The sequence below is a fragment of the Novosphingobium sp. GW821-FHT09E05 genome (assembly GCF_059416165.1).
In genome coordinates this window covers 141,353-165,159 of the sequence record NZ_JBWKOQ010000005.1, presented here as the reverse complement: position 1 = coordinate 165,159, position 23,807 = coordinate 141,353, and the positions used below count along the sequence as shown (strand labels likewise).

The 23,807-nt window shown below is 68.9% G+C and carries 21 protein-coding genes; 7 read left to right on the top strand and 14 right to left on the bottom strand.

The genetic code is table 11. From position 1 onward, the window contains the following. Positions 1-157: 157 nt before the first annotated feature. From AC07M9_RS18220 to AC07M9_RS18210, 3 genes are read left to right on the top strand one after another with little or no spacing between them, the layout of a single operon-like run. Positions 158-2,404 (top strand): TonB-dependent receptor, encoded by a 2,247-nt coding sequence (locus AC07M9_RS18220; protein ID WP_494885695.1) that lies wholly within the window; start codon positions 158-160, stop codon positions 2,402-2,404. Continuing rightward, positions 2,404-3,441, top strand: coding sequence for a DUF3089 domain-containing protein (locus tag AC07M9_RS18215; protein ID WP_494885693.1), 1,038 nt, complete (start codon positions 2,404-2,406; stop codon positions 3,439-3,441). Before AC07M9_RS18220 ends, AC07M9_RS18215 begins: the two co-directional genes overlap by 1 nt. Then, positions 3,438-4,367 carry an alpha/beta fold hydrolase gene (locus AC07M9_RS18210; RefSeq protein WP_494885692.1) on the top strand — a complete coding sequence of 310 codons (930 nt, stop codon included), beginning with the start codon at positions 3,438-3,440 and terminating at the stop codon, positions 4,365-4,367. Before AC07M9_RS18215 ends, AC07M9_RS18210 begins: the two co-directional genes overlap by 4 nt. A 3-nt stretch (positions 4,368-4,370) precedes the next feature. Here AC07M9_RS18210 and AC07M9_RS18205 read toward each other — a convergent pair whose 3' ends face one another. Next, positions 4,371-4,658, bottom strand: a complete 288-nt coding sequence (locus AC07M9_RS18205) for a DUF1330 domain-containing protein (RefSeq protein WP_494885691.1) — start codon at positions 4,656-4,658, stop codon at positions 4,371-4,373. Between the two features lie 137 nt (positions 4,659-4,795). On the opposite strand from AC07M9_RS18205, the gene AC07M9_RS18200 reads away from it, so the two are divergent. The 3 genes from AC07M9_RS18200 to AC07M9_RS18190 are packed head-to-tail and all read left to right on the top strand — an operon-like array spanning position 4,796 to position 8,328. After that, the gene (locus tag AC07M9_RS18200; RefSeq protein ID WP_494885690.1) at positions 4,796-6,283 is read left to right on the top strand and encodes an aldehyde dehydrogenase family protein; all 1,488 of its coding nucleotides are present in this window, start codon (positions 4,796-4,798) and stop codon (positions 6,281-6,283) included. Positions 6,284-6,311: 28 nt separating this feature from the next. Continuing rightward, a complete protein-coding gene (locus AC07M9_RS18195; RefSeq protein WP_494885688.1) occupies positions 6,312-7,082 on the top strand; it encodes a maleate cis-trans isomerase family protein in 771 nt (256 codons plus the stop codon). A 43-nt stretch (positions 7,083-7,125) separates the two neighbouring features. Next, positions 7,126-8,328 (top strand): FAD-dependent oxidoreductase, encoded by a 1,203-nt coding sequence (locus AC07M9_RS18190; RefSeq protein ID WP_494885687.1) that lies wholly within the window; start codon positions 7,126-7,128, stop codon positions 8,326-8,328. Positions 8,329-8,455: 127 nt separating this feature from the next. Here the strand turns inward: AC07M9_RS18190 and AC07M9_RS18185 are convergent, their stop codons facing one another. From AC07M9_RS18185 to AC07M9_RS18150, 8 genes are all read right to left on the bottom strand, one after another. Continuing rightward, complete coding sequence (locus AC07M9_RS18185; RefSeq protein ID WP_494885686.1) at positions 8,456-9,229, bottom strand: SDR family oxidoreductase; 774 nt, start codon at positions 9,227-9,229, stop codon at positions 8,456-8,458. Positions 9,230-9,242: 13 nt separating this feature from the next. Next, a complete protein-coding gene (locus AC07M9_RS18180) occupies positions 9,243-10,715 on the bottom strand; it encodes an amidohydrolase family protein (protein WP_494885684.1) in 1,473 nt (490 codons plus the stop codon). Next, a complete protein-coding gene (locus AC07M9_RS18175) occupies positions 10,712-12,103 on the bottom strand; it encodes an MFS transporter (RefSeq protein ID WP_494885683.1) in 1,392 nt (463 codons plus the stop codon). Before AC07M9_RS18175 ends, AC07M9_RS18180 begins: the two co-directional genes overlap by 4 nt. A gap of 14 nt (positions 12,104-12,117) precedes the next feature. Continuing rightward, a complete protein-coding gene (locus AC07M9_RS18170; protein ID WP_494885681.1) occupies positions 12,118-12,450 on the bottom strand; it encodes a hypothetical protein in 333 nt (110 codons plus the stop codon). After that, the gene (locus AC07M9_RS18165; RefSeq protein WP_494885679.1) at positions 12,447-13,619 is read right to left on the bottom strand and encodes a class I SAM-dependent methyltransferase; all 1,173 of its coding nucleotides are present in this window, start codon (positions 13,617-13,619) and stop codon (positions 12,447-12,449) included. Before AC07M9_RS18165 ends, AC07M9_RS18170 begins: the two co-directional genes overlap by 4 nt. A gap of 28 nt (positions 13,620-13,647) precedes the next feature. Further along, complete coding sequence (locus tag AC07M9_RS18160; protein ID WP_494885677.1) at positions 13,648-15,969, bottom strand: TonB-dependent receptor; 2,322 nt, start codon at positions 15,967-15,969, stop codon at positions 13,648-13,650. 77 nt (positions 15,970-16,046) lie between these two features. Then, on the bottom strand, positions 16,047-17,408 hold the full coding sequence (locus tag AC07M9_RS18155) for a RidA family protein (protein WP_494885675.1): 1,362 nt from the start codon (positions 17,406-17,408) through the stop codon (positions 16,047-16,049). A 54-nt stretch (positions 17,409-17,462) separates the two neighbouring features. Then, entirely contained in the window at positions 17,463-18,215 is a 753-nt protein-coding gene (locus AC07M9_RS18150; protein ID WP_494885673.1) for an SDR family NAD(P)-dependent oxidoreductase, read from the bottom strand. A gap of 215 nt (positions 18,216-18,430) precedes the next feature. Between AC07M9_RS18150 and AC07M9_RS18145 the strand changes: the two genes are divergently transcribed. Continuing rightward, positions 18,431-19,579, top strand: a complete 1,149-nt coding sequence (locus tag AC07M9_RS18145; RefSeq protein WP_494885671.1) for an MFS transporter — start codon at positions 18,431-18,433, stop codon at positions 19,577-19,579. Between the two features lie 93 nt (positions 19,580-19,672). Here AC07M9_RS18145 and AC07M9_RS18140 read toward each other — a convergent pair whose 3' ends face one another. From AC07M9_RS18140 to AC07M9_RS18120, 5 genes are read right to left on the bottom strand one after another with little or no spacing between them, the layout of a single operon-like run. Further along, complete coding sequence (locus tag AC07M9_RS18140; protein WP_494885670.1) at positions 19,673-20,146, bottom strand: nuclear transport factor 2 family protein; 474 nt, start codon at positions 20,144-20,146, stop codon at positions 19,673-19,675. Further along, positions 20,143-21,072 carry a polysaccharide deacetylase family protein gene (locus AC07M9_RS18135; RefSeq protein WP_494885668.1) on the bottom strand — a complete coding sequence of 310 codons (930 nt, stop codon included), beginning with the start codon at positions 21,070-21,072 and terminating at the stop codon, positions 20,143-20,145. The genes AC07M9_RS18140 and AC07M9_RS18135 overlap by 4 nt, the downstream gene beginning before the upstream one ends. Continuing rightward, on the bottom strand, positions 21,069-21,992 hold the full coding sequence (locus AC07M9_RS18130) for a polysaccharide deacetylase family protein (protein ID WP_494885667.1): 924 nt from the start codon (positions 21,990-21,992) through the stop codon (positions 21,069-21,071). The genes AC07M9_RS18135 and AC07M9_RS18130 overlap by 4 nt, the downstream gene beginning before the upstream one ends. Further along, complete coding sequence (locus AC07M9_RS18125; protein WP_494885666.1) at positions 21,989-22,681, bottom strand: isochorismatase family protein; 693 nt, start codon at positions 22,679-22,681, stop codon at positions 21,989-21,991. The genes AC07M9_RS18130 and AC07M9_RS18125 overlap by 4 nt, the downstream gene beginning before the upstream one ends. Then, the gene (locus AC07M9_RS18120) at positions 22,678-23,658 is read right to left on the bottom strand and encodes a hydroxymethylglutaryl-CoA lyase (RefSeq protein ID WP_494885664.1); all 981 of its coding nucleotides are present in this window, start codon (positions 23,656-23,658) and stop codon (positions 22,678-22,680) included. The genes AC07M9_RS18125 and AC07M9_RS18120 overlap by 4 nt, the downstream gene beginning before the upstream one ends. Positions 23,659-23,807: the final 149 nt, after the last annotated feature.

The window sequence follows — 23,807 nt, the reverse complement described above, 5'->3', positions numbered from 1 at the left end:
CACCGGCGCCCTTTCGGCCAGCCGCGCGCACCCTCGCTATTCGCAGTGCGACAATGCGGACGTGAAGCGTTTTGGCCTCGGCAATCATTTGTGACAGAGGGGGCCCACCAGATCAGCACCGGCCCACGATGCCGGAAAACCCGACAGGGGGGAAACCATGATGAAGACTTTCTGGATGACCGGTACGGCCATCGGCCTCGCGCTCACCGCCGCCATCGCATCGCCTGCCTTCGCCCAGGACGCCGGCGCTTCGGCTGACGACACCGCCAGCTCGGGCGGCGACATCGTCGTCACCGCGCGCAAGCGCGAAGAAACGATCCAGTCGATCCCGGCCGCAGTCAGCGCGGTGACGCAGGAAACCCTGGTGCGCGCCGGTGCCCAGTCGCTCGACGACGTGGTGCGCCTGACGCCGGGCGTGACCTTCAACGCGGGCAACGGCGGCGGCCTCGCCGCGCCCGCCATGCGCGGCATCACCAACATCACCTCCACCACCTTCGACAACAACGTCGGCGTGTTCCTCGACGGGGTGTATCTCTCGGCCAAGTCGAACCTCGACATCGACCTGTTCAACCTCGCCCGCGTCGAAGTCATCAAGGGCCCGCAGAGCGCGCTCTACGGCAACAACGCCTTCGCCGGCGCCATCAACTACGTCCTCGACAAGCCGGCCGACCACCTCTCGGGCCGCGTCAAGGCGTCCGTCGGCACCGACAACCTGTACGAGATCGCGGGCAAGATCTCCGCTCCGCTGACCGATAGCCTCAGCATCATGGCGGTGGGCACCTATTCGCACTTCGGCGGCACGGTCAAGAACAGCCAGGGCTCGAACCTTGGCGGCTGGGACTACAAGGTCTCCGGCTCGGGCATGATCGACTTCCATCCCGGAAACGGCCTGACCGCCAACCTGTTCTACTACCACTACGAGGACAAGGTCGACGGCGGCGCGAACTACATGTTCACCAACGACTGCGGCGGCGTGATCTCGCCGCTGACGCTGCCCAACCGCGGCGGCAGCAATCGCCGCTTCAAGTGCGGCGAGCTGCAGGCGCCGGACGAGGTCAACGTCGATCCGGGCTCGTACTCGAAGCGCAAGACCAACCTCGCCATCGGCAAGCTGGCCTACGACTTCGGCCCCGTGGCGCTGCGCTACACCGGCTCCTACGCCAAGTACGATACCTATGCGATCCAGGACCAGCACCTGAACTCCTACGGCGGCACGCTCACCACCGACCAGCGCCGCTTCACCCAGCCCTATGTCGGCCCGGTGCGCGAGTGGAGCAGCGAGCTGCGCCTTGAATCCTACGGCAATTCGTTCTTCGACTGGGCCGTGGGCGGCTATTACTACAACCGCAAGGCCAACCAGACGGTCGTCGTCGGCTACGGCCTCGACCAGGTCCGCCAGTCGCTGAACAACCAGAACCTCGAGAACACCGAGATGAAGTCGGTGTTCGGCCTGACCACCTTCAAGCTCACCCCCACCCTCGACATCGAGGCGCAGGGCCGCTGGACCTGGGAAGACAAGGACGGCACCTACACCAACCGCCTGACCGGCGTGGTGCTCAGCCCCAAGGAGGACTTCTCCTACGGCACCTACCGCGTGACCGGCAACTGGGAGTGGAGCGACGACAAGATGCTCTACGCCGTGGTCGCCAGCGGCACCAAGTCGGGCGGCTTCAACAACACCGCCGTCGTCAGCGAGCAGTCCTACGGTCCCGAGAAGAACACCAGCTTCGAGCTGGGCAGCAAGAACACCTTCCTGGACGGCCGGGTCATCATCAACGTCGCGGCCTACTACATCGACTGGACCGACGTGCAGATCTCGGTGCCCTCGTCGATCACCGGCCAGACCAACCCCGTCACCAACATCGGCTCGGCCTCGGTCAAGGGCTTCGAGTTCTCGACCGCGCTGCAGCCGACCCCCGAATGGCAGGTGACCTTCGGCTACAACTACAACAAGTCGGTGTGGGACAAGGGCACCGTCGACTACAGCTCGTCGCGCATCTGCCCGACGGCGGCGGTCTGCGGCCTGACCCAGGCCGGCACCGGCATCGACGTGGGCGGGTTCGACATCCCGCGCATCTCGGCGCACCAGATCGCGGCGGCCACCACCTACACCATTCCGCTCGCGGCCTCGGACCTCTATGTCCATGCCGACATGTCCTACCGTTCCGACCAGGCGACCAATGCCATCGCGCTCCAGAAGGTGCCTGCGCAGACCTTCGTCAACGCCCGCATCGGCTGGCAGAAGGACGGCTTCGAACTGGCCATCTTCGCCAAGAACCTGTTCAACGAGAACTACATCATGTCCTCGGTGAACGAGCCCGAGTTCGCTCCCTCGACCACGTTCACCACCGGCTTCGTCGGTAACGGCCGGGTCGTCGGCGCCAGCCTCGAGGCGAAGTTCTGATGATGGCAGGGACCGGCGGCAGGGCAGCGACCAAGGCATTCGCCGCAGTCCTCGCCCTGCCGCTGGTCCTCGCCGCGCCTCTCCGGGCGGCGGACGAAGCGCCGGGCGCCGACGCCGGTCCCGCGCCCGACTATGCCCGCGCCGAAAGCTGGGCCGTCCGCGATGCGGGCAGCCGCAGCGAACACGGCGCGGACGTTTTCTACATCCATCCTACCACGTTCATCTCGCAGGCGTGGAACCAGCGGATGGACGATACGGCAACGCGGGCATGGACGATGGCGAGCGTGGCGGACCGCCAGCTCAATGCCTTCGCCGCCTGCTGCCGCCGCTTCATGCCGTTCTACCGCCAGGCATCGAGCCGCGCCTTCGTAGAGCGCGGCGGGCGCGGCGCGGCGGCCTACGACTTCGCCTACGCGGACGTGCGCCGCGCCTTTCGGACATACCTCGCGCAGAGCAGGGGCCGCCCCTTCATCCTCGCCGGGCACAGCCAGGGTGCGCTGCTCGGGCTGCGGCTGCTGCAGCAGGAGATCGCGGGCACCCCGCTGGCGAAGCGGCTCGTCGCCGCCTACCTGCCGGGCATCGGCATCCCCGCCGGCGCCCTGCCCGCCGACGTTCCGCCCTGCGCGGCGCCCACGCAGACGCGCTGTCTCGTGTCGTGGAACGGCTTCGTCGAAGGCGCCGACACCCGCGCCTGGACCGAGCGCTCGGTGGCCGACTATGCCGTGCCCGGCCGCGACCCCGCGATCGTCTGCGTCAACCCGATCACCTTCGACGCCGCCCGCCCCGCCGCCTCGCTGGCCGAAGGCAAGGGCATGCTGCCGTCCGCGCGGAAAGGCGCCGCGCCCGCCGCGATGATCGCCCATGCCGTCGCCGCGCGCTGCGAGGGCGGCGTGCTGCGCGTCGATCCCGCGCCGGGCGTGACCGCGCCGCCGCTGCCCAACGGCAGCCTCCACATGCACGACATCGCCTTTTTCTGGGGCGACATTTCAGCCAACGCCGCCCTGCGCGCGCACAGCTGGCAGGAGCACCGCCGATGATCGCCGCCCCGTCCCTCCCGCGCCGCGCGTTCCTCGGAGCCGCCGCCGCCCTGCCGCTGGCCGGCCTTGTCGCGCGGGCAGGTGCCGCAACCCCGGCCGCCTCCGCAGCGCCAGCGGGTCCGTGGACCGACGGCGGCCATGTCGCCCGCGCGGGCGGCAGGCTCGCGTGGCGCGCGCTCGGGCCGACGGACGGCGAGCCGGTCGTCCTCCTGCACAAGCTGGGCGGCTGGGTGGCCGACTGGCGCGGCGTCGCGCCGCTGCTGGGGCCACGCCGGCGGGTGATCGCCTTCGACCTGCCCGGCCACGGCGATTCCGCCATGAACGGCCCGCCGCCCTACGTGCAGACCGTGGCCGAAACCGCGACGATGCTCATGGCCGCGCTCGACGAACTCGGCATCGCACGCGCCAGCTTCGCGGGCAATTCGCTGGGCGGCATCGTCGCCACGCAGATCGCAGCGCTCTGGCCGCAGCGCGTGGAGAAACTGGTGCTCGCCAGCGTCAGCCTGTTCGCCGGCTACGACCGCGCCCGGCTCGCCGAACTGGAAACGAAGCGCGACCCCAAGGTCTACTCGGCCGACTGGCGCCCGCTCCCGCGCTCGGCAGGCGGCGCCGGTGATTTCGCCACGCAGGCCCCCGAGGTCGAGGCCGAGCAGGACGCCAGCCGCGCCCGCGCCGACCGCTGGGTCCGCCCGAGCGAGCGCGGCGTCGGCCTGTTCAACACCCAGGCCGCACTCGCCCGCACGATCGCCCCGCTGCTGTTCGTCTACGGAGACCGGGGCCATTACGTGAAGTACGTCCAGACCGGCAAGGACCTGCGCGGAGACGCCGAGGTCGTGCAGATCCCGGGCGCCGGCTCGTTCGTCCACCAGGAACGGCCGGCCGAAGTCGGCGCGGCGATGCGCGCGTTCCTCGAGGCGCCCGCCTGACCCTCAGGCCACCACGCGGATGGTGAAGCGCCCCGCCCGTTGGCGCAGCGGCGCCAGCCCGGCGTAGTCCGCCGAGGCGATGTAGGCCCGCGCCGCCCCCGCATCCGCGAAGCCCAGTGCGACGACCACCTCGCCCGTCGCCGCATCGCCTTCCAGCACCTGCTGCACGGCGCCGCGCACCAGCATCTCGCCGCCCAGCTTCGCGTTCACCTGCGCCACCGCCGCGCGGTATTCGGCGAAGGCGGCCCTGTCGTCGACGGTCACGGTGGTGAGGATGAAGGCGCCGTGCATGATCTGTCTCCCTGTGTGGATGTCCGCCTCCTAGCACCCGCGCCTGGCCTCCGGCGGCCCTCAGCGGCCCGGTTATCGCCGTGCGATAAGTCGGCGACTGTACGAGCGCGCGCGCCTCCGTCCCCGTGGTAGCCGCCATGGCATACCCCGGGAGCGACGCGATGATGCAGGAAGCCGAAACGATCTACAGCGAAGTGCCGGCCGACGTTCCGGGCTGGCTCGCCGCGCTGAACCTCCGGCAGACCATCGCCAATCGCGACGTCGCCGCCGAGAGCCGCCCCGTCGTCCATCCCGCCGACGGCGCCGTCATCGCGACGTGCCCCGAGGCGCAGGTCGCCGACGTCGATGCCGCCGTCGCCGCCGCGCGCGAGGCGTTCCCCGGCTGGGCCGCCCTCGCCTGGAGCGAGCGCCGCGTCCGGCTCGAAGCCTTCGCCGACGCCTTGTTCGAGAACCGCAAGACGCTGGCCTTCATCATCGCCGCCGAAACCGGCCGACCCCTGCGCCGCGCGTGGAGCGAGGTGTTCTTCTCGGTAGATTTCGTGCGCACCATCGCCTCGCAGGAGCTGCCCGAGACCGTCTACGACCGCGAAGGCATCCGCGCCCGCCTCGTCCATCGCCCGCTCGGCGTGGTCGGCGCGATCGCACCGTGGAACGCGCCGGTGATCCTCGCCGTCGCCAAGATCGCCAACGCGCTGCTGGCGGGCGACACCATCGTGCTGCGCCCGGCCCCGCAGACCCCGCTTTCCGCCCTATACATGGGCCTGCTGGCCCGCGAGGTGTTCCCGGCGGGCGTCTACAATACCATCACCGGCGACGCGGGCGTCGGCGCGGCGATGGCGGCGCATCCCGGCATCGCCAAGATCTCGTTCACCGGCTCGACCGGCACCGGCCGCCTGATCGCCGCCGCCGCCGCGCCCACGCTCAAGAAGCTGACGCTGGAGCTGGGCGGCAACGACGCCGCGATCGTGCTCGACGACGCCGACCCGGCCGCGATCGCCGCCACCGCCTATGCCATCTCGCTCCAGAACGCCGGCCAGTTCTGCGCCGCGATCAAGCGCCTCTACGTCCACGAGAGCCTCTACGCCGACGTGCGCGACCGGCTTCTGACGCTGATGGAAGGTGCGCAGGTGGGCTCGCCGTTCGACGCCGCATCGACCATGGCCCCGCTCCAGAGCCAGGCGCAGCTGGACCGCGTGAAGGGCTTCGCCGACGACGCCGCCGCGCGCGGCTGCACCGTCCATCAGCGGACCTTCCCCAGCGACACCAGGGGCTTCTTCATGGCCCCCGCCCTCGTCGAGGGCTGCTCCGCCGGGATGCCGCTGGTCGACGAGGAGCAGTTCGGTCCGGTCCTCCCGATCATGCCCTTCACCGACGAGGAAACCGTGCTCGCCCTCGCCAATGCAGGGGAATACGGCCTCGGCGGGTCGGTCTGGAGCCGCGACGTAGAGCGCGGCCTCGCGCTCGCCTCGCGCCTCGAATCGGGATCGGCCTGGGTCAACCAGCACGGCGCCTACAACGCCGCGCTGCCGCTGCCCTTCGCCAAGCAATCGGGCATGGGCATGGACTACGCGCATTTCGGCGTCCTCGAACACGCCCGCGCCATGCTGCTCAACGCCCGCGTCTGACCCGGCAACCTCACACAAGGACCATAGCATGACGACCATGCAGCCCCAACGCGGCCCCGACAACCTGGGCTTCCGCAAGATCTTCGGCGTCCTCGGCCCTTCGACCAACACCGTGGTCCAGCCCGATTTCGACGCCATGCGCCCTTACGGCGTGACCAACCACTACAGCCGCATCATCGTCGATGACGCGCAGGCGGTCTCCGACGAGACCTTCATGGCCGGCACCATGGAGATCGACGCGAACACCGCCGAAGCCGTGCGCGGCGTGCTCACCTGCCGGCCCGACTACCTCGTCATGGGCATGTCGGCCGTCACCTTCTACGGCGGCGCCGAGGGCGGCCGCAAGTGGCGCGAGAAGATCGAGGCGCTCTCGGGGCTCGGCGTATCGACCGGCGCCGAGGCCGTGGTCGCCGCGCTGAAAGCCTACGGCAACATCCGCCGGGTCTCGGTGATCTCGCCCTACTGGCCGAGCGCCAACGCCCAGGTGAAGACCTATCTCGCCGACCATGGCTACGAGGTCGTGCGCGACATCGCGCTGCAGGCCCGGTCCTGGACCAAGATCGCCCAGGTCCCCGAGGCGCGCCTGCGCGAAAGCTTCCACGCGCTCGACGGCGACGACGTCGAGGCGATCGTCCAGGTCGGCACCAACCTCTCGACCGTCGCCTTCGCCGCCGCCGCCGAACTGTGGCTCGGCAAGCCGGTGATCGCGATCAACACGGCCACCTACTGGCACGCCCTGCGCGCCAACGGGATCGCCGACCGCATGCCCGGCTTCGGCCGCCTTCTCACCGACTTCTGACCGGAGCCGCCGGCTCCTCCATTCCTTGAGCGACAGGAAAGACATGCCCACCACTCGCAGAACCCAGGTCGTCATCGCCGGCGGCGGCCCCGTCGGCAGCGTCGCCGCGGCCTATCTCGCCCGCCACGGCATCGACGTCGTGCTGGCCGAGGCCGGCGCCGACTGCGCGCAGGATCTTCGCGCCAGCACCTTCCACCCGCCGACGCTGGAAATGCTCGACGAACTGGACGTCACCCCGGCGCTGATCGAGATGGGCCTGAAGGCCCCCGTCTACCACTGGCGCGACCGCCGCAGCGGCGAAATCCTTGCCTTCGACCTCGGCGAAGTCTCCGACGTCACACGCTATCCGTTCCGCATCCAGTGCGAGCAGTACCACCTCGCCCGCATGCTGACCGACCGGCTCGAACAGCTCGACCGCGCGGAAGTGCTGTTCAACCACCGCGTCGTCCACTTCACGCAGGACGACACCGGCGTCGATGTCAGCCTCGAAAGCCCCTTCGGCATCGAGACCATCCGCGCCGACTACCTGATCGGCGCCGACGGCGCGAGTTCGATCGTGCGCAAGTGGCTGGGCACCGAATTCGACGGGTTCACGTATCCCGAACGCTTCCTGACGCTCAGCACGACCTGGCCGATCGAGCAGGCCATGCCCGGCCTCGCGCACGTCAACTACGTGTCCGATCCCGACGAGTGGCTGGTGCTGCTGCGCGTGCCCTCGGTGTGGCGCGTGCTGGTCCCGGCGCATGGGGGAACCGACGAGGAACTGCGCTCCGACGCCAAGAAGAACGCCGTGTTCGACGGCATCATGGGCGACGGCGCGGCGGTGGAAACGCAGCACCGCACGATCTACCGCGTCCACCAGCGCGTCGCCAAGCAGTTCCGTCAGGGCCGCGTGCTGCTGGTCGGCGACGCCGCGCACCTCAACAACCCGCTCGGCGGCTTCGGCATGAACAGCGGCATCCACGACGCCTTCAACGCCTGCGGCAAGCTGGTGGAGATCATCAAGGGCGGCGCCAGCGCCGACCTGCTCGACCGCTACGACCGCCAGCGCCGCAAGGTGACCTTCGACTTCACCCAGCGCCAGACCATGGAGAACATGGAAGCCATGCGCTCGGGCCAGAGCGAGACCCACGCTAAGCGCGAAGCCGCCATGCGCGGCCTGCTCGCGGACGACGAGAAGCGCCGCGCCTACCTGCTGCGCCAGGCGATGTTCGAGAGCCTGGAACAGGCGGCAGCAATCGACTGAGCCCACCGGTCCGACGGGCTTTCATGGCAATGGCCCGTCGTCCCCGCACAGGCGGGGGCGACGGGTGTTTTGCGGAGAGGGATTGCGTTTTTCAGCGCCCCATCCGTTACGATTTGGGTTTGGCTGCTCAGCGATAGGCCGATAGGATATCCCGCGGCGGCTGCTCTGCGCGGCGCCCGGCGATCTTTTCCGCCGTCAGCCATGTCAGGATCGCGCCGTTGGGACGCCCGGCTTCCAGTTCCTCGCGGATCCACGCGGCGATCGTCTCGGGATGGTCGCCGATCAGGTTGACCACCGCCTCGCGCCCGGCCCGCTCGGCTTCGGGGACGCGGGCGTGTTCGCGGAAGAAGCCTTCGGTCATCACGAGGCCCGGGCTCAGTCCGCCGACGCTGTACGCCTGCCCTTCCGCCTCGGCGGCGAGCGCGCGGGTCAGGAAGGTGAGTGCGGCCTTGGTGGTGGCGTAGCCGTTCATGCCGGGCACCGGCTGGCCGTCCGCCCCGGCGCCGAGCATGTTCCACACCGCGCCGCCGCCCTGCGCCGCCATCCCGGCGATGACGACGCGGCAGGCGGTCATGGTGCCGACGAGGTTGACCGCGACCATGCGGGCGAACTCGTCGCCCGCCATCTGCGCCAGCGGGCGGCCGGTGAGAGCGAGGCCTGCATTGTTGACCCACCAGTCGACCCGGCCGGCCTCGCGCTGCACCTGGTCCCATAGCGCCTGCACCTGCGCCTCGTCGGTGACGTCGCAGGCGATCATGCGCACGCCCTCCTCGTCGCCAGACACGCGCAGGCTGCACCCGAAGACGAGGTGCCCCGCCGCCGCCAGTTCGCGCGCCAGGGCGCGGCCGAGGCCCTGCCCCGCACCGGTGACGACCGCGACGCGCTGCCCAGTATCGCTCATGCTCTGCAATTCCTCAGATGTAGGTCCAGCCGCGATAGTCCTGCCCCGCCATGCGCGGCGGCAGGAAACGACCCAGATCGGCTTCGCGGGCGATGGCGGAAAGGGCGAGGTCGGCCTCGCGGATCACCTCCTCCTCATCCCAGCGCGTCGAGCGGCCGTTCTCGATCAGGCGCTCGCCCGCGACGAAGACGGAGTGGACCTGCGAACCCTTGCCGCCCCAGACCAGCGAGCCCAGCAGGCGGCGATCGTCCCAGGTCGGCGCGATCTCGGCGCGGGCGACGTCGATCATCACGAGATCGGCGGCCTTGCCCACCTCGATCGAGCCGGTGGTGTCTTCCATGAGCAGCGCGCGGGCGCTGCCCAGCGTCGCCATCTCGATAGCGCGCTCGGCGTTCATCCACAGCGCCGCGTCTGGCCGCTCGCCGCCTGCGGCGACGCGCGCCTTGACCGCGAGGTTCTGGCCGAAGATCGCGTGGCGCATGTTCTCGAACGGGTCCTGGCTGTCGCTGACCAGCGGCGCGTCGGTGCCGAGACCCGGCACCATGCCCGCTTCCAGGAAATCGTGGACCGGCACCCCCTGTCCGTCGAAGAAGCGCAGCGTCGGCACCACGGCGAGCCGCGCGTCGTGCTCTGCCAGCAGCGCGTATTCGTGGCGCAGCAGGTTCACGCCCTTGCCCGCGTAGATCGCCCCGTGGTCGAGCAGGCCGAAGTGGCGGTAGTAGTCCGCCTGGCCGCCCTCGAAGCCGCGCGCCTTCAGCATCGCGCCGCGGCTGTTGTCGGTCATGTCGACGCCGAACGGGAGGCCCAGCGCCAGCGTGCCCTCGTGGATGCGGCGCATGTCCTCGGGGTCGCTGCGGAAGCTGTAGTTGACGAAGCTGCCCGCCACCGTCAGCCGGTCGCTGCCGAAGGCGCGCAGGCGTTCCAGTTCGGCGAGCCCCTCGTCCACGCTCTCGCGGCCCTCCTCGGGGATGCGGTCGTCGACGATGCAGCGGCACAGGAAGCCGCGCATGCCGCTGTCGGCGAGCGCCTGCCAGCTGCCGTCGACGCTGTCCTTGCGGGCGCTGGTGAAGTGCTCGTCGTGGGTGGCGGTGTAGCCGGCCTTGAGCATCTCGAGCGCGTGGAGGCGCACGATCGCGTAAGTGCGCGCCGCGTCCATGCGCACGGCGGCGGCGAACAGCTGTTCCAGCAGCGAGCGCACCGCCGCCGGAATGTCGAGCACCGGCCAGCGGTCGTCGTTGTAGCCGCGAAAGGCGTTCTGGATCAGGTGGTTGTGGCCGTTCGCCATGCCGGGCATGACGACCATGCCGTGCGCGTCGATCACCTCGCGCGCGGGCTGCATGGGATCGTCCATGCTGCCCACCGCCGTGATCCTGCCGCCGGTGAAAGCGACGAAGCCGCGCGTGAAGACCCGGCGCTGCGCGTCCAGCGTGACCAGGTAGGCGCCGCGGACCAGCGTGTCCGCGAGCGCCTGCGTGTCCTGCGTCACCGCTTCTCGGCTCCGGCGAACTTCTTCTCGTCGAGGTCGTAGAAGCACAGCGCGACGATGCTGGCGCACAGGAACGCGAAGGGGATGAACGAGGCCAGCCAGTAGATCGCGGTGATGGCGGAGGCCGGCTGCTCGCCGTGGGCGGCGTTCTGGATGTAGCCGGTGTTGCCCAGGATGATCCCGGTCAGCGCGGCGCCCAGCGCATAGGCCAGCTTCTCGACCAGCGTGTAGACCGCCGAAAGCATGCCCTCGCGGCGCATGCCGGTGCAGCGGTAGTCCCACTCCATCGTGTCGGGCAGCAGCGACTGGCCGAACAGCAGCACCGCGCCGCCCATCGCGCCCAGCGCGACCGCGCGCAGGTAGACCAGCGCCAGCGGCTCGCCGGGGCCGACGAAGTACCAGCTCAGGTAGATCGCGCCGTAGAGCAGCGTGCCCGCCATGTAGATGTTGCGCTTGCCGCGCATCCTGGCGAGGCGGACCCAGATCGGCTGGATCAGGATCATGGTGCCGTAGAAGACCAGGAAGTAGATGCCCATCTTGGCATCGCCCAGCTTGAGCACGCGCTGGAACAGGAACGGCATCGCCGCCTGCGTCACCGCCAGCGCCATGAGCTGGAGCAGCTTGACGAGCAGCAGCACGACGAAGGGCTTGTTGCCCGCCAGCGACTTGAGCTTCTGGCCCCAGGTCGCCTTGACCGCCGGGCTGAAGTGGAACGGCGCACTGCGGGTACCGCGGAAGCAGGCGAGCGATGCGGCCAGGACGACAATGGCGAGGAACACCGACAGCGCCGTATGGCCCGGCCGTCCGCCGCCCACCGCACTCATGATCTGCGGGCCGACGAAGACCGCGAGCAGCGACGCGACCGCGACCGCGGAGACGCGGAACGAGATCAGCCGCGAGCGCTCGTGGAACGAGGTCGTCATCTCGGCCGGCATGGCCATGTAGGGCACGCTGAACATTGCATAGCCGCTGGCGTAGACCAGCAGCGACAGGATGAAGAAGCCGACCGACAGCGCTCCGCCGCCGGCCGGAACGTTGAACAGCATGAGCGCCGCGATCGCCAGCAGGACGCCGCCGGCCAGCAGGAACGGACGGCGCCGTCCCATGCGCGACTGGGTCCGGTCGCTGGCGGCGCCGACGAGCGGGTCGATCACCGCGTCGTAGAGCTTCGACACGGCGATCAGGCTACCCGCCAGCACCGCGCTGATGCCGGCGTAGTCGACGACGTAGCGCAGCAGCAGCACGTTGACCGAATTGAACAGCGCGGCGACCGCCACGGTGCCCAGCCCCCAGGCGAGGCAGGTCTGGAGGGGCAGCGCACCGCCCGGGTCCGCGCCTCGGGTGGCACTCGAGGGTTGCCCCGTCGTGGTCGCTGTGCTGACACTCATTTTCGATATTACCTTCAGTTGGCCGTGGCGGCGGCGGGTGCCGGAGCCTGGAGCCCTGCGCGTTCGAGGATCTGGTCCACCGAACGATGCGTCGCCGCGATCGGAGCGCCCGCGATGAGGCGGGAGAAGCGCTCGCGCTCGGCGGTGATCTGCGCCGCCAGTTCGCCGGTGGGCAGGAATTCGTCGAGGTCCTCGCGCGTCACCGAGCCCTTGGTCTCGAGCAGGTGCTCGGTGACGATCTGGCGGTCCCGCATGATCCAGACCTCGGAGACGAGCGCCATGAGCATGCGCGCGACGTCGGTCACGCTTTCGGGGCCGAGGTAGTCCTTGCCGGTCGTCTCCATCATGCTGCCTCCGCCTGCACTGCGCCCTGCGGCTTGGTCGCGCGCGTGATCCACGGGTACTGGTCCTGGCCGATGGCGTAGGATTCGACGTTCTCGAAGCCCGCTTCCTCCAGCATCGCATCGAGGCTGTCGAGCAGCACGGCGGTGAAGAACGGCTCCTCGCGGTTCTCGGTGTCCCAGTCGAGGATGACCGCGTGGAACATCGAAACGGCGCGGAACGGCGGCGGGTCGGAGATGACGATGTCCGCGCCGGGCTTCATGATGCGGTAGAGTTCGGCGAACATCTCGCGGTTGGCCTTGGGCGGCAGTTCGTGGTGCAGCGCGTACGTGATGACGCCGTCGAAGCTCTCGTCGGCCTCGCCGGTGTCGCGCGCGGAATCGGCCAGCTTGAGGTGGACCGGGAAGCCGAAGCGCGAGGCCATCTTCTGGCCGTTCTTCAGCAGCAACGGCGACAGGTCCGACCCGTGCAGCTCGGCCTCGGGGAACACGGTGTTCACCGCCTTCAGGGTCGAGACGCCGCCGCAGCCGGGCTCGTAGATGCGCCCGTAGGACGCCTTGGGGAACTGCTTGATGGTGTTGAGGCGCTGGCCGACGATGTCGTCGCCCACGCCCACCGCCGCGTAGCCGCCCTGGCTGAACACGTAGGGGCCGACCCCGTAGGCGAACAGCGCGCCGTAGAGGTCGTAGCCGTCCCAGCCGCCGGGCTCGAGGTGCCATTCGATCCGGTCGTAGTACTTGGGCACTTCGACCTGGGCCGACAGGTCGAGCGTGCCGAGGAGCTCGGTCTCGCCCTGCGCGGCGTTGAAGGCTTCGAACTTGGCGCGGCGTTCCTCGATCGCGGGAATGCCGCGGTTGAAGTTCTCCTCGGCGACCCAGCGCTGGAAGAAGCGCTCGAGCCGGTAGACGGGATCGCTCTCGCAGACCTTGCGGGCCTCGGCGATACGCTCGCGCGTGGCCGGGGTGGAGGTGTCCGCCCCGTGCTCGGCCGCCAGTTCCTGCCCGCGCGGCGAGGCGTCGAAGTTCTCCGATGCGATCGGGCGCAGCACCCCCGAGGAGTACTTCTGGATCGAGCCGAGTACCTGCATCCCCGCGCGCCCGCGCTGGGACAGCGCGAAGGTCGGCACCGCGCCGTCCTTCAGCGACTTGTCGTCGAGACTGGTGAGGAAAGTCATGGGAATTCGCCCTTTCTTCCTTGGAACCTTAGAACTTGACCGAGAAGTCGGCGCCGAGGGTGCGGCGCTCGCCCGGGTAGATGCGGGTGTAGCTCACGCCCGAGGTGGGAGCGCCGTCCGCGGTCGAGGCAACCACCGTTGCACGGGAAATGTACTTATCCTGCAACAGGTTCTTTGCCCAGATGGCGAGTTCGTAGTTGCCGAACTTCAGGCCCGCGCGGGCGTTCAGCAGCGAGATCGAGCCCTGGTTCTGGGTGTTCAGGCCGGTCGAGTACTTGCCCGCCTGCCAGCTGTAGTCGGCGCGCAGGTAACCGTCGAGGCCATCGACGATGTCGGGCACCGTCCAGCCCGCGCCCAGCGCGAACTGCTTGTCCGAGGTGCGGGCGATCTGGTTGCCGCCGACGTCCGAGGTGCAGTTGCTGGAGGTCACGGTGGAACCGCCGATCTCGCCGCAGATGTACGAGACTTCGCCGTCGATCACGCCGTTCTTGTACTTGGGGTCCATCAGCGCGCCGCTGGCGGAGAGCTGGATGTTGCGGGTGGGGTTGAACGCAATCTGGCCCTCGATGCCCTTGACCTCGGCGTCGCCGTTGTTGCCCACGACCGCGAGGGTCGAGAACGGCAGCTGGACCTGGGCGTTGATGTCCTTCCAGTCGACGTAGAAGACGTCGGCGTTGATGACGAGCGCGCCGTTCAGCCAGCTGGTCTTGATGCCGGCCTCGTAGGTCCAGTTGGTCTCGGCGCCGTAGGTGAAGTAGTCGGTGTTCGCCGCGTTCGAGTTGAACCCGCCGGTCTTTACGCCGCGCGCCGCCGAGGCGTAGACGAGCATGTCGGTGTTCGGCTTCCAGTTCACCGAGAAGCGCGGGGTCAGGTACTTGAAGGTCTGGTGACCGCTCACGCCCACGGCCGCGCCGGTGCCGGAGAAGTCCTGGTCGTCGATGGTGTAGCGCAGTTCGCCCTGGACGTTGAGCTGGTCGGTCAGCTCATAGCCGAGCATGCCGTAGAGCGCATGGCCCTTGGTCTTGAGCACGCCGCCGCGCGCCGAGTAGGTCGGCGGGAAGGTGGTGCCGGGCGTGGTGCCGAGGCGCTGGAAGTTCAGCTCGAGGACGTCGGACACCAGCGAGCTGTAGTAGTTGATGCCGGCCATCCAGCTCAGGCGGCTGCCGTCCTTCGAGGATGCGCGCAGGTCGTAGTTCCAGTCGGTGCTCTTGTCCGTCGCGGCATTGGTGTAGAGCTGGCGCGACAGGCCGCCGAACAGGGGCGTGTTGATCGCGTTCGGATCACCCGTCGTGTCGATCAGCAGGCCGAACTTGGCGGTCGTGTAGCTGACCAGCGCGGTCAGGTCGAGCGCCTCGCCTTCATAGGCCAGCTTGCCGTAGTAGATCTCGTTGCTGCCGGTCAGGCCATAGCCGGTCGTGTCGTCCAGCTGGAAGTTGGTCGGGTAGGGCAGCTTGCCGCAGTAGTAGGTGTTGAGCGTGCGCCCGCCCACCACGGCGGTCGCGCCGCAGTTGTTCTGGCTGGTCGGCAGCGCATAGAGCGCGGGCTGGTCGTTGCTGGTTTCCGAGCGCACGCCGAACAGGTCGAGGGTCAGGTTGTCGGTGATCTCGGCCTTGACCGCGCCGCCGATGCTCCAGCGGTCCTTCCAGCCGTCGAGGTACTTGCCGCTGAGGTCGTTCTTGATGGTGCCGTCGAATTCCGACCAGCCGCCGAACACGCGCACGGCGACGCCGTTCATGACCGGGATGTTGATCGAGCCCTTGGCCTCGTGGCGGTCGTAGTTGCCCAGCGTGAAGGTGGCGTGGCCCGACCACTCGCCCGGCACCGGCGCCTGGGTATTGTAGTTGATGGCGCCTGCGAAGGTGTTGCGGCCGTAAAGCGCGCTCTGCGGGCCCTTGACCACTTCGATGCTGCCAAGGTCGTACTGGTCGAAGGCCAGCGCAGAGCGGTTGTTGAGGTAGACGCCGTCGATGAAGATGCCGACGTTGCCCTGGGGGCCGGTCTGGTCGATCTGCGCGACGCCGCGCAGGACCGGCGCGGCATAGGCGCCGTTGACGTCCTGGAAGGCGAGGCCGGGGGTCTGCGCGGCCAGGTCGGCCAGCGACGCGATGCCCTTCTGCTCCAGCTCCTCGCTCGACACCGCGGTGATCGACAGCGGCACGTCCTGCAGGCGCTCGGCGCGCTTGCGGGTGGTCACGACGATCTCGTTCGACGAGCCGTCGACCGGCGAGACGGCGGCATCGTCGGGCGCGGTCTGGGCGAGCGCGGGAACGGCGGTGGCCGTCAGGCCCATCGCACCGGTGAGCAGGGCGGCGCGGAACGTCATCGAGCGGAACTTCGAAATCTCGGTCATGAAAACCCCCATCATATTGGCCTACCTTGGTATTTCCCGGAGTGACGGCATCCGCCCTCCGGGTTTCGTTGTCGTATTCAGTCCGGTACGTATGCGATCAGGTCGAGCAGGGCGTTGGCGCCCGGCACCACGAGCGGGCCGCCGATCTTCATCGTCGTCGAAGCGGGCTTCACGCCCGGGAAGTGGGATGCCCATTCCTCGATCGAGTCGGCGAAGAAGGTGCCCTCGTCGTGGAAGCAGGCGCGGCGCACGATGTTCTCGAGGCTGGTGCCGCCGGCCTCGCAGATGGCCGCCACGTTCTTGAGCATGTAGCGCATCTGGTTCTTGCCCGGCAGGCCGTACCACGGGAAGTTCTCGTGGCGGACCATGCCCTCGGCGAGCACACCCCGGGAATCGCAGGCCATCTGCTGCGACAGGAACAGGAAGTTGCCGACCTTGACCGCCTGCGGCTCGTGGCTGAACGGCTCGGGCGCGTCGGACGTCTCGATGCGCTCGATCTTCAGCTTGGCGTCGTCGGCCAGCAGCGTCAGCGCGATCTCGATGCGGCTGCCGCGCGTGCCCAGGCCCATGTAGGGGATGACGCAGCGGGCGGGCGGGCTGTCCTTGAACCAGCGCTTCCAGGCGCGGTCCATGCCGGCGTAGTCGGACGGATCGCCGATGTAGACGTCGGCCTTGACCACGTTCTTCAGCGAGCCGCCGGCGGCCGCCGCGATCTTCTCCAGCTTGGAGAGGGTGTAGTCGGTCTGCGCCTCGATGTCGGAGCCGTACCAGACATGCGGGTTGGTGCGCGCCTCGCGGGCCAGCGCGCCGGGCTCGCCCATGCTGCGGTGCTCGCCGTAGTCGCCCTGCCAGTCGGTGGGGACTTCGCCTGCGAGGAAGATCCAGTCGCCGCGGCGCAGTGCGGGCGAGTATCCGGCGAGCGGGGCGGGCACGCCCTCGGGCGCGGCGAAGCCCTGCGGCTCGGTGCCGTCGACGATGGCGATGACGTCGATCTCGATGCGCGCGTCGCGCACCGGCAGCGCGCGGATGCTGACCGCGGTCGAGGCCGGGCGCGGGTCGAGGATGTAGTCGTTGCGCACGTCGAGGTACGGGGAGATGCGCAGGCCCTCGGGGTAGCAGTCACCCTTGGCGAAGTCGTGCATGGAGGGCGTTTCCCAGGGCAGCCACTGCCAGATGCGCGCGACGTCCTTCGACAGGTCGGCGCCGCCGGCGGCGAGCGTGCGCTTGAGCGTCTCCATCACGAAGCGCGACTGCAGCGCCTGGTCGTCGCCCAGGTTGGGATTGGCGGGGCGCGCCTCGGCGGCGATGCCGGTCTTGAAATCGGATGCGAGCTGGCCCGACACGAAGATCCAGTCCGCAGCCTTGACGGCCGGGCTGTAGGGCATGAGCGGCTGGGGAATGTCGGGCCAGATGGCTTGCGGCGCCTTGGGGTCGGTCATGGTGGCTCGGGGTCCTCGAAGGTAGGGTTCAGGTATGGTCAGGCGTCGTTCCGGTCAGGCGAGCCCGCCGTCGATGACGAGCGTCCGCCCGGTGATCCAGCCGGCCTCGTCCGAGGCGAGGAACGCCACGGCGCCGGCGATGTCGGCGGGCTCGCCAATGCGGCCCAGCGGAGTCTGGCCGGAGATCGCGGTCACCGTCGCATCGTCGATCCAGGCGGTCATCGCGGTGCGCGTCGCGCCGGGGGCCACCGCATTGACGCGGATGCCGCGCGGGCCGAGTTCCCGCGCGAACCCCTGCGTCAGGCAGGCGACGGCGGCCTTGGCGGCGCAGTAGAGCGTCATTCCGGGCAGCGGAGAGAACGCGAGGTTGGAGCTGACGTTGACGATGCTCCCGCCCTCCATGTGCGGCAGGCAGGCCTGGGTCGCCAGGATCACGCTGCGCACATTGACGGCCAGTTCGCGGTCGATCATCGCGACGGTCATCTCGCCCACCGCCGCCGGGGTGGAGACGCCCGCGTTGTTGACCAGCGCACAGACGGAACCGAAGCGCGCGACCACCTCGGCCACCATGGCATCGACGGCGACAGGGTCGGTGAGGTCGGCGCTGACCGCGATCGCCTCGCCGCCGGCCGCCCTGATTTCGTCGGCCAGCGCCTGCGCGGCCTGCATGTTGCTGTTGCCATGGATCGCGACCGGATGGCCCTTGGCGGCAAGTTTGCGTACGATGGCGGCGCCGATCCCGCCGGAACCGCCGGTGACGATGGCGGCGCCGTTAGGGGTCGTTGCGGAAGAAGTTGCGACTGCCATCTGAAGTCCCGCTGATTTGATATTTTGATATAGCTATAATACATATAAATCACCGTCCAGATCGCAGTTGGCGACAGGCGGGCAGTGCAGGCCGATCCGGGCCGCCGCCTGCATCGGAATCACGGGATAACCTTCTGACAATGAATGAAAATAATCGAAACCAGTCGCATACATCGACTATTCGCACTGCGGATAATGCGGCAATCCGGACCTTCGTGACGGCGCTCGCCTGCGGGTTGCTGGCGGCGAATCTATACTACGCGCAGCCGCTCGTGTCGGCGATCGGAGCGGACCTTCGCGTCGCCGAATCCACGCTCGGCCTGATCGTGACGGTGACGCAGATCGGCTACTGCGTCGGACTGCTGTTCATCGTCCCCCTTGCGGACCGCCTGGAGAACCGCCGGCTGGTCTGCACCATGGTCGCGGTGGCGGCGCTGGCGATGGCCTGCGCGGGCCTCGCGCACAGCGCGCCCGCCTTCATGGTCGCGGTGACGGTGGCCGGGCTGGCTTCCGTCGGCGCGCAGATCCTCGTGCCGCTGGCCGCCCACCTGGCGCCCGAAGGACGACAGGGCCGGGTCATCGGCACGGTCATGGCCGGTCTGCTGACGGGCATCATGCTCGCCCGCCCGGCGTCGAGCGCGCTGGCTGCGCTGGGCGACTGGCGCCTCGCCTTCCTCGTCCCGGCCGGACTGCTGGCCGTGCTGGCGGTGCTGCTGTGGTTCATGCTGCCCGAGCATCGCAGCGCGGGGCGTGATGGCTACGGCGCCATCCTGCGCTCTATGAGCGCGATCTTCCGGGAGGAGCCGGTGCTGCGGCGCCGCGCGTTCTATCAGGCGTGCCTGTTCTGCGCCTTCAACCTGTTCTGGACCGCCGGGCCGCTGATGCTGGAGCGCCGCTTCGGGCTGAGCCACGAGGGCATCGCGCTGTTCGCGCTGGCGGGCGCGGGCGGCGCACTGGTCGCGCCCCTCGCCGGCCGCATGGCGGATCGCGGACTGACGCGGCGCGGCTCGGCGCTCGCCATGGCCATGCTCGCCCTGAGCTTCGCGGCGACCGTGCCAGCGCTGCTGATCGGGTCGGTCCTGCTGCTGGCGGTGCTGGCGATCGTGCTGGACGCGGCGACGCAGGGCAACCAGGTGCTCAGCCAGAACGTCGTCTACGCCCTGCGCCCCCATGCGCGCGGGCGCATCAACGCGGTCTACATGACGCTGATGTTCATCGGCGGCGCGCTGGGATCGGCGATGGCGCCGCTGCTCTACGTGCGCGGCGGGTGGAGCGCCTGCGCAGCCGCAGGAACCGCGCTGGCGCTGGTGGCGCTGGCGGTCTTCGCCACCGAGAAGCGCGCCGCCCCGCCCGTGTCCGCCTGACAAGGAAAGGCCGTCCGCGCCGGAGCGTGGACGGCCTGAAGTTCAGGTCGGCGTGTTCCTGCCGTCCCTGTGAGGAACTCCCGGCGCTCGCCTTCAGCGATCGGGGCGCGCGCGCGCCATGCCGCCCAGCACCTTCCAGGTGCCGCCCTGCATGACCCAGGTATGGGTGACTTCGAAATGCTCGTCGGCCGGTGTGCCGTCCGCGCGCATCGTGCGGTGGGTCTTGTAGTAGACCACCGCCGTATCGCCGTTGAGCGCAAGGTCGAGGAACGTCATCTCGAGCCGCTCCTTCGTCTTGCCCGCCATTGCGGCCCCGGTGGCGCGCAAGCCCTCGTTGCCCTTGGGCACTTCGTTGAAGGGCGGCCAGGCGATGTAGTTGGTCGCGGTACTCGCGAGATAGAGCGAGAGATCGCCGCGGCTGCGGCCTTCGTAGATCGCCAGTTCCTTGGGCCAGATCGCCTGCTTCACCGCTTCCCAGCGCGCGTCGTGCGCGGCCGGTGCGTCCGCGGCCGAAGCGGCGCCGGCGGACAGGGCGAGGGCGGCGCTCAGTGCCAATGCGATCTTCATGCGGTATCTCCGGGCAGCGCGGCGGCGAGTTCGCCCGCCGTCACGAATGCGGTATCGGGCTGTGCGCCCAGCCATTCGAGCAGGCCCTCGAACGCGCCCATGCGGAACGGCAGGCCCATGACGTAAGGCGTGAGGTGCAGCGGCAGCACGCGCGCCTGCCCATTGCGCCCGCCTTCCGAGGCGAGCCAGGTGAAGGCGTCCTTCATCTGCTCCACATAGCTTTCGGCCGAGTGCTGCTGGACGACGATGACCTGGCGGTCGGACAGTTCGTGGTTGTAGGGCACCGCGACGAGCGGCCCGGCCTTGGTCGTCTGGACGTAGGGCAGGTCGTCGTTCACCCAGTCGAGGCAGTAGGCAAAGCCTTCCTCAACGAGCAGGCGCGGGGTGTTCCAGCTCTGCTGGCGCGCGATCGACAGCCAGCCCTTGGGCGCGCCGCCCATCGCCGCTGCAAGCGTGTCGCGCGCGGAGGCGATCATGGCGCGCTCCTGCGCCTCGGGCACGGTGCTGTCGATGGTCGAGTCCATGTCGACGCCGTGGGCGACGATCTCGTGGCCCTCGCGCAGGATGTCGGCGATGATCGAGGGATAGCGCTCGGCGTTGGCGGCGTTGGCGGCGACGGTCGCCTTCACGCCTGCCTTGGCGAATGCGTCGAGCAGGCGGTAGAGGCCGACGCGCGTGCCGTATTCGCGCGCGGTGTAGTGGCGGTAGTCGGGGTACGAGGTCTGCATGTGGCCGGGCGCGCGGAACGGCGCTTCACCGGGCACGATCGGGAACCATTCGAGGCTGACCAGCGGCGCGACCGCCATCTTCGCTCCGCCGGGCAGCGCCAGCGGCGCCCGCTCGGCGATGTTCGACCAGGTGTAGAGGTCGTGGTCCATGCCCTTGCGGCGCATGGGATAGTCGAGATAGCCGGGATCGAGGCTCATGCCCGTTCCTCCTTCGCATAGCGCGCGGTGTCGGCCTCCGCGGCCTCGTAGGCGCCGGACTGCAGGAAGTGGTCGGCGATGTCGCCGCTGCGGGTGATCCAGGCGCGGCCGTCGGCGGCGATGTGGCGCAGGACTTCCTCGAACGGGCCGATGCGGTGCGGCTGCCCGATCAGGTAGGCGTGCAGCGGAATGCACATGACGGTGCCGCCTTCCTTCGCCAGCCTGTCGTACTGGCGGATGAGCGTGTCGGCATATTCGCGCGGGCTCATGTTGTAGACGAAGAAGCCGTAGTGGTCGTTGACTTCGAGGCTGTAAGGCATCGAGATCAGGCGGCCGTCCTTGACGTGGACCGGATTCGGCCGGTCGTCGTGGTAGAGGTCGCAGGTATAGGTGAGGCCGTATTCAGCGATCAGGTCGAGCGTGCGCGGCGTGTGCGTCAGCGCGGGGGCGAGCCAGCCCTTGATCGTCTGCCCGGTCGCGTCGCGCACGGTGCGGATCGAGTCCTCGATGATCGCGCGCTCCTGCGCCTCGTCCATGCCGTAGGAATAGCGGGTGTTGTAGATGCCGTGGCTGAAGAACTCCCAGCCCCGCGCGTCGGCGTCGGCGACGATCTCGGGCATGTGCTGGCACATCGCCACCGAGAGGCTGACCGAGCCCGGGAAGCCGTGCTTCGTCATCACGTCGGCCATGCGCCAGTGGGCGACGCGGTTACCGTAGTCGCGGTGGCCATAGCCGACGACGTCGGGGTGGACCTGCGGCCACGACTTGCGGTGCGGATTGCGCGGCGGGTCGATCTCGTAATATTCGATGTTGGGCGAGACCCACACCGCGACCTTCTTGTCGCCCGGCCACTGCAGCGCGGGCCGCTCACGCCAGGGGCGGAAGTCGTAGAGCCCCGGGTCGCGGTTGCCCTCGTTCATGCGCGTGCTCCGAACCAGTCCACCACGTCCTGCACCGGCACCACGTCCGCGTATTTGAGCTGCAGGTCGGTGAGATTGGCGAAGTGGTAGCTCTCGTGCTTGTCGGCGCATGTCTCGATCGGGACGATGGTGCGGTAGCCCCGGCTCAGGCTGTCCACCGCCGTGGCCCGGATGCAGCCCGAGGTGGAGCCGCCGGTCAGCACCACGGTATCGACCTTGTGCCAGACCAGCAGGCTCTGCAGCGGCGTCTCGAAGAAGGCGCTCGGCATGCGCTTGGTGTAGATCGCGTCCACGCGCTCGTCGATTGCGCAGCGCTCGTCGAAGGCGTGGCGGTCGCTGTCGTACTTGATGTTCTGGAGCGAGTCCGCCGTGTCCGTGCGCGTGCCCCAGACGCCCGCGTCGGCAGCGCTGTCCATGTAGGCGACGTGGGTCCAGATCACCGGCATGCCCGCCTGGCGTGCAAGGGCGGAGATCATGTTGGTGTGCTCGATCTGGCGCGGGTCGGTCTCGTAGGCGGTCTTGTAGCGGTCGATCCGGGTATAGGCGTTCTGGAAGTCGATGTTCACGATCGCGACCTTCTCGCCGAAGCCGAACCGCGAGCGCGCGGGGTTCGCCATGACGTCCTCGAAGATCTGGCGGGCGGTGCGGTCGTCACGCACCATGCGGGTGCCGAGCAGGGTTTCGGTCATGCGAAAGTCCTCGTTCCTTCGGGAGATTGGGTGGCGGGCGCCCAGCCCTTGGGCAGTCCGGCGTCGGCGATGAAGCCGTAGATCGGCTCGCCCGGAAGCGCCGCTTCCAGCACCCGGCGCGATTCCTTGAGGCGCTCGATGTCGATGCCGGTGCGGCAGCCCATCGCCTCGAGCATGAACACGAGGTCCTCGGTGACGATGTTGCCGCTGGCGCCCGGCGCGAAGGGACAGCCGCCGAGGCCGCCGATCGACGCGTCGAAGGTGGTGATCCCCGCTTCGAGACCGGCCAGCACGTTGGCGAGGCCCAGCCCGCGCGTATTGTGCAGGTGCAGGCCCGTGACCGCATGGTCGCCCACCTCGCCGCGCACCATCTTCACGAGTCGCTTGACCTCGCCCGGCGTCGCATAGCCGGTGGTGTCCGAAAGGCCGACCTCGTCGCAGCCCGCCGCCATCAGTGCGGAGGCCATGCGCAGGATCGTCGCGTCGGGGATAGCGCCTTCCAGCGTGCAGCCGAAGACCGTCGAGAGACTGCCCTCGAAGTGCGGGCGGCGTTCCTGCGGAAGCTGTGATAGCATCTCGGTGATCGCGCGGACCTCGTCCAGCACCTGCTCGTGCGTCTTGCGCAGGTTGGCGAGGCTGTGGGTCTCGGAGACCGAGAGCGGCAGAGTCAGCTTGTGGGCACCGGCGGCGAGCGCGTCGGCGGCGCCGCGCCGGTTGGGCACCAGCACCGCGACCGTCAGCCCCTCGTGACGCCGTGCGTGCGCGACGATCTCGGCGGTGTCCGCCAACTGCGGGATGAGCTTGGCGGGCACGAAGCTGCCGACCTCGATCTCCTTGACACCGGCGGCAACGAGTTCGTCGATCCAGAGCTTCTTCGCCTCGGTGGGCATGACCCGCTTGACGTTCTGGAGCCCGTCGCGCGGCCCAACCTCGCTGACCAGAATGTCCATGCTCTTGTAGCCCTTGCGTCGATTCATGCGGATATTTGTACTATACCTATGCCAATTGAACGGCGATGCAAGGGGCCTCGACCCCATGATGTTCGCCTGACGAACACCGGCGCTCATTCCGATAAAGCGAGAGATGGCAAAAATCCCGTTCCCCTCGTGCCCGCCTTCGCGGGGAC

Excerpts from the sequence above, each read along its gene's own strand:
- AC07M9_RS18220 (WP_494885695.1), top strand. The coding sequence starts at position 158 with ATGATGAAGACTTTCTGGATGACCGGTACGGCCATCGGCCTCGCGCTC.
- AC07M9_RS18215 (WP_494885693.1), top strand. The coding sequence starts at position 2,404 with ATGATGGCAGGGACCGGCGGCAGGGCAGCGACCAAGGCATTCGCCGCA.
- AC07M9_RS18210 (WP_494885692.1), top strand. The coding sequence starts at position 3,438 with ATGATCGCCGCCCCGTCCCTCCCGCGCCGCGCGTTCCTCGGAGCCGCC.
- AC07M9_RS18205 (WP_494885691.1), bottom strand. The coding sequence starts at position 4,658 with ATGCACGGCGCCTTCATCCTCACCACCGTGACCGTCGACGACAGGGCC.
- AC07M9_RS18200 (WP_494885690.1), top strand. The coding sequence starts at position 4,796 with ATGGCATACCCCGGGAGCGACGCGATGATGCAGGAAGCCGAAACGATC.
- AC07M9_RS18195 (WP_494885688.1), top strand. The coding sequence starts at position 6,312 with ATGACGACCATGCAGCCCCAACGCGGCCCCGACAACCTGGGCTTCCGC.
- AC07M9_RS18190 (WP_494885687.1), top strand. The coding sequence starts at position 7,126 with ATGCCCACCACTCGCAGAACCCAGGTCGTCATCGCCGGCGGCGGCCCC.
- AC07M9_RS18185 (WP_494885686.1), bottom strand. The coding sequence starts at position 9,229 with ATGAGCGATACTGGGCAGCGCGTCGCGGTCGTCACCGGTGCGGGGCAG.
- AC07M9_RS18175 (WP_494885683.1), bottom strand. The coding sequence starts at position 12,103 with ATGAGTGTCAGCACAGCGACCACGACGGGGCAACCCTCGAGTGCCACC.
- AC07M9_RS18170 (WP_494885681.1), bottom strand. The coding sequence starts at position 12,450 with ATGATGGAGACGACCGGCAAGGACTACCTCGGCCCCGAAAGCGTGACC.
- AC07M9_RS18165 (WP_494885679.1), bottom strand. The coding sequence starts at position 13,619 with ATGACTTTCCTCACCAGTCTCGACGACAAGTCGCTGAAGGACGGCGCG.
- AC07M9_RS18160 (WP_494885677.1), bottom strand. The coding sequence starts at position 15,969 with ATGACCGAGATTTCGAAGTTCCGCTCGATGACGTTCCGCGCCGCCCTG.
- AC07M9_RS18155 (WP_494885675.1), bottom strand. The coding sequence starts at position 17,408 with ATGACCGACCCCAAGGCGCCGCAAGCCATCTGGCCCGACATTCCCCAG.
- AC07M9_RS18150 (WP_494885673.1), bottom strand. The coding sequence starts at position 18,215 with ATGGCAGTCGCAACTTCTTCCGCAACGACCCCTAACGGCGCCGCCATC.
- AC07M9_RS18140 (WP_494885670.1), bottom strand. The coding sequence starts at position 20,146 with ATGAAGATCGCATTGGCACTGAGCGCCGCCCTCGCCCTGTCCGCCGGC.
- AC07M9_RS18135 (WP_494885668.1), bottom strand. The coding sequence starts at position 21,072 with ATGAGCCTCGATCCCGGCTATCTCGACTATCCCATGCGCCGCAAGGGC.
- AC07M9_RS18130 (WP_494885667.1), bottom strand. The coding sequence starts at position 21,992 with ATGAACGAGGGCAACCGCGACCCGGGGCTCTACGACTTCCGCCCCTGG.
- AC07M9_RS18125 (WP_494885666.1), bottom strand. The coding sequence starts at position 22,681 with ATGACCGAAACCCTGCTCGGCACCCGCATGGTGCGTGACGACCGCACC.
- AC07M9_RS18120 (WP_494885664.1), bottom strand. The coding sequence starts at position 23,658 with ATGAATCGACGCAAGGGCTACAAGAGCATGGACATTCTGGTCAGCGAG.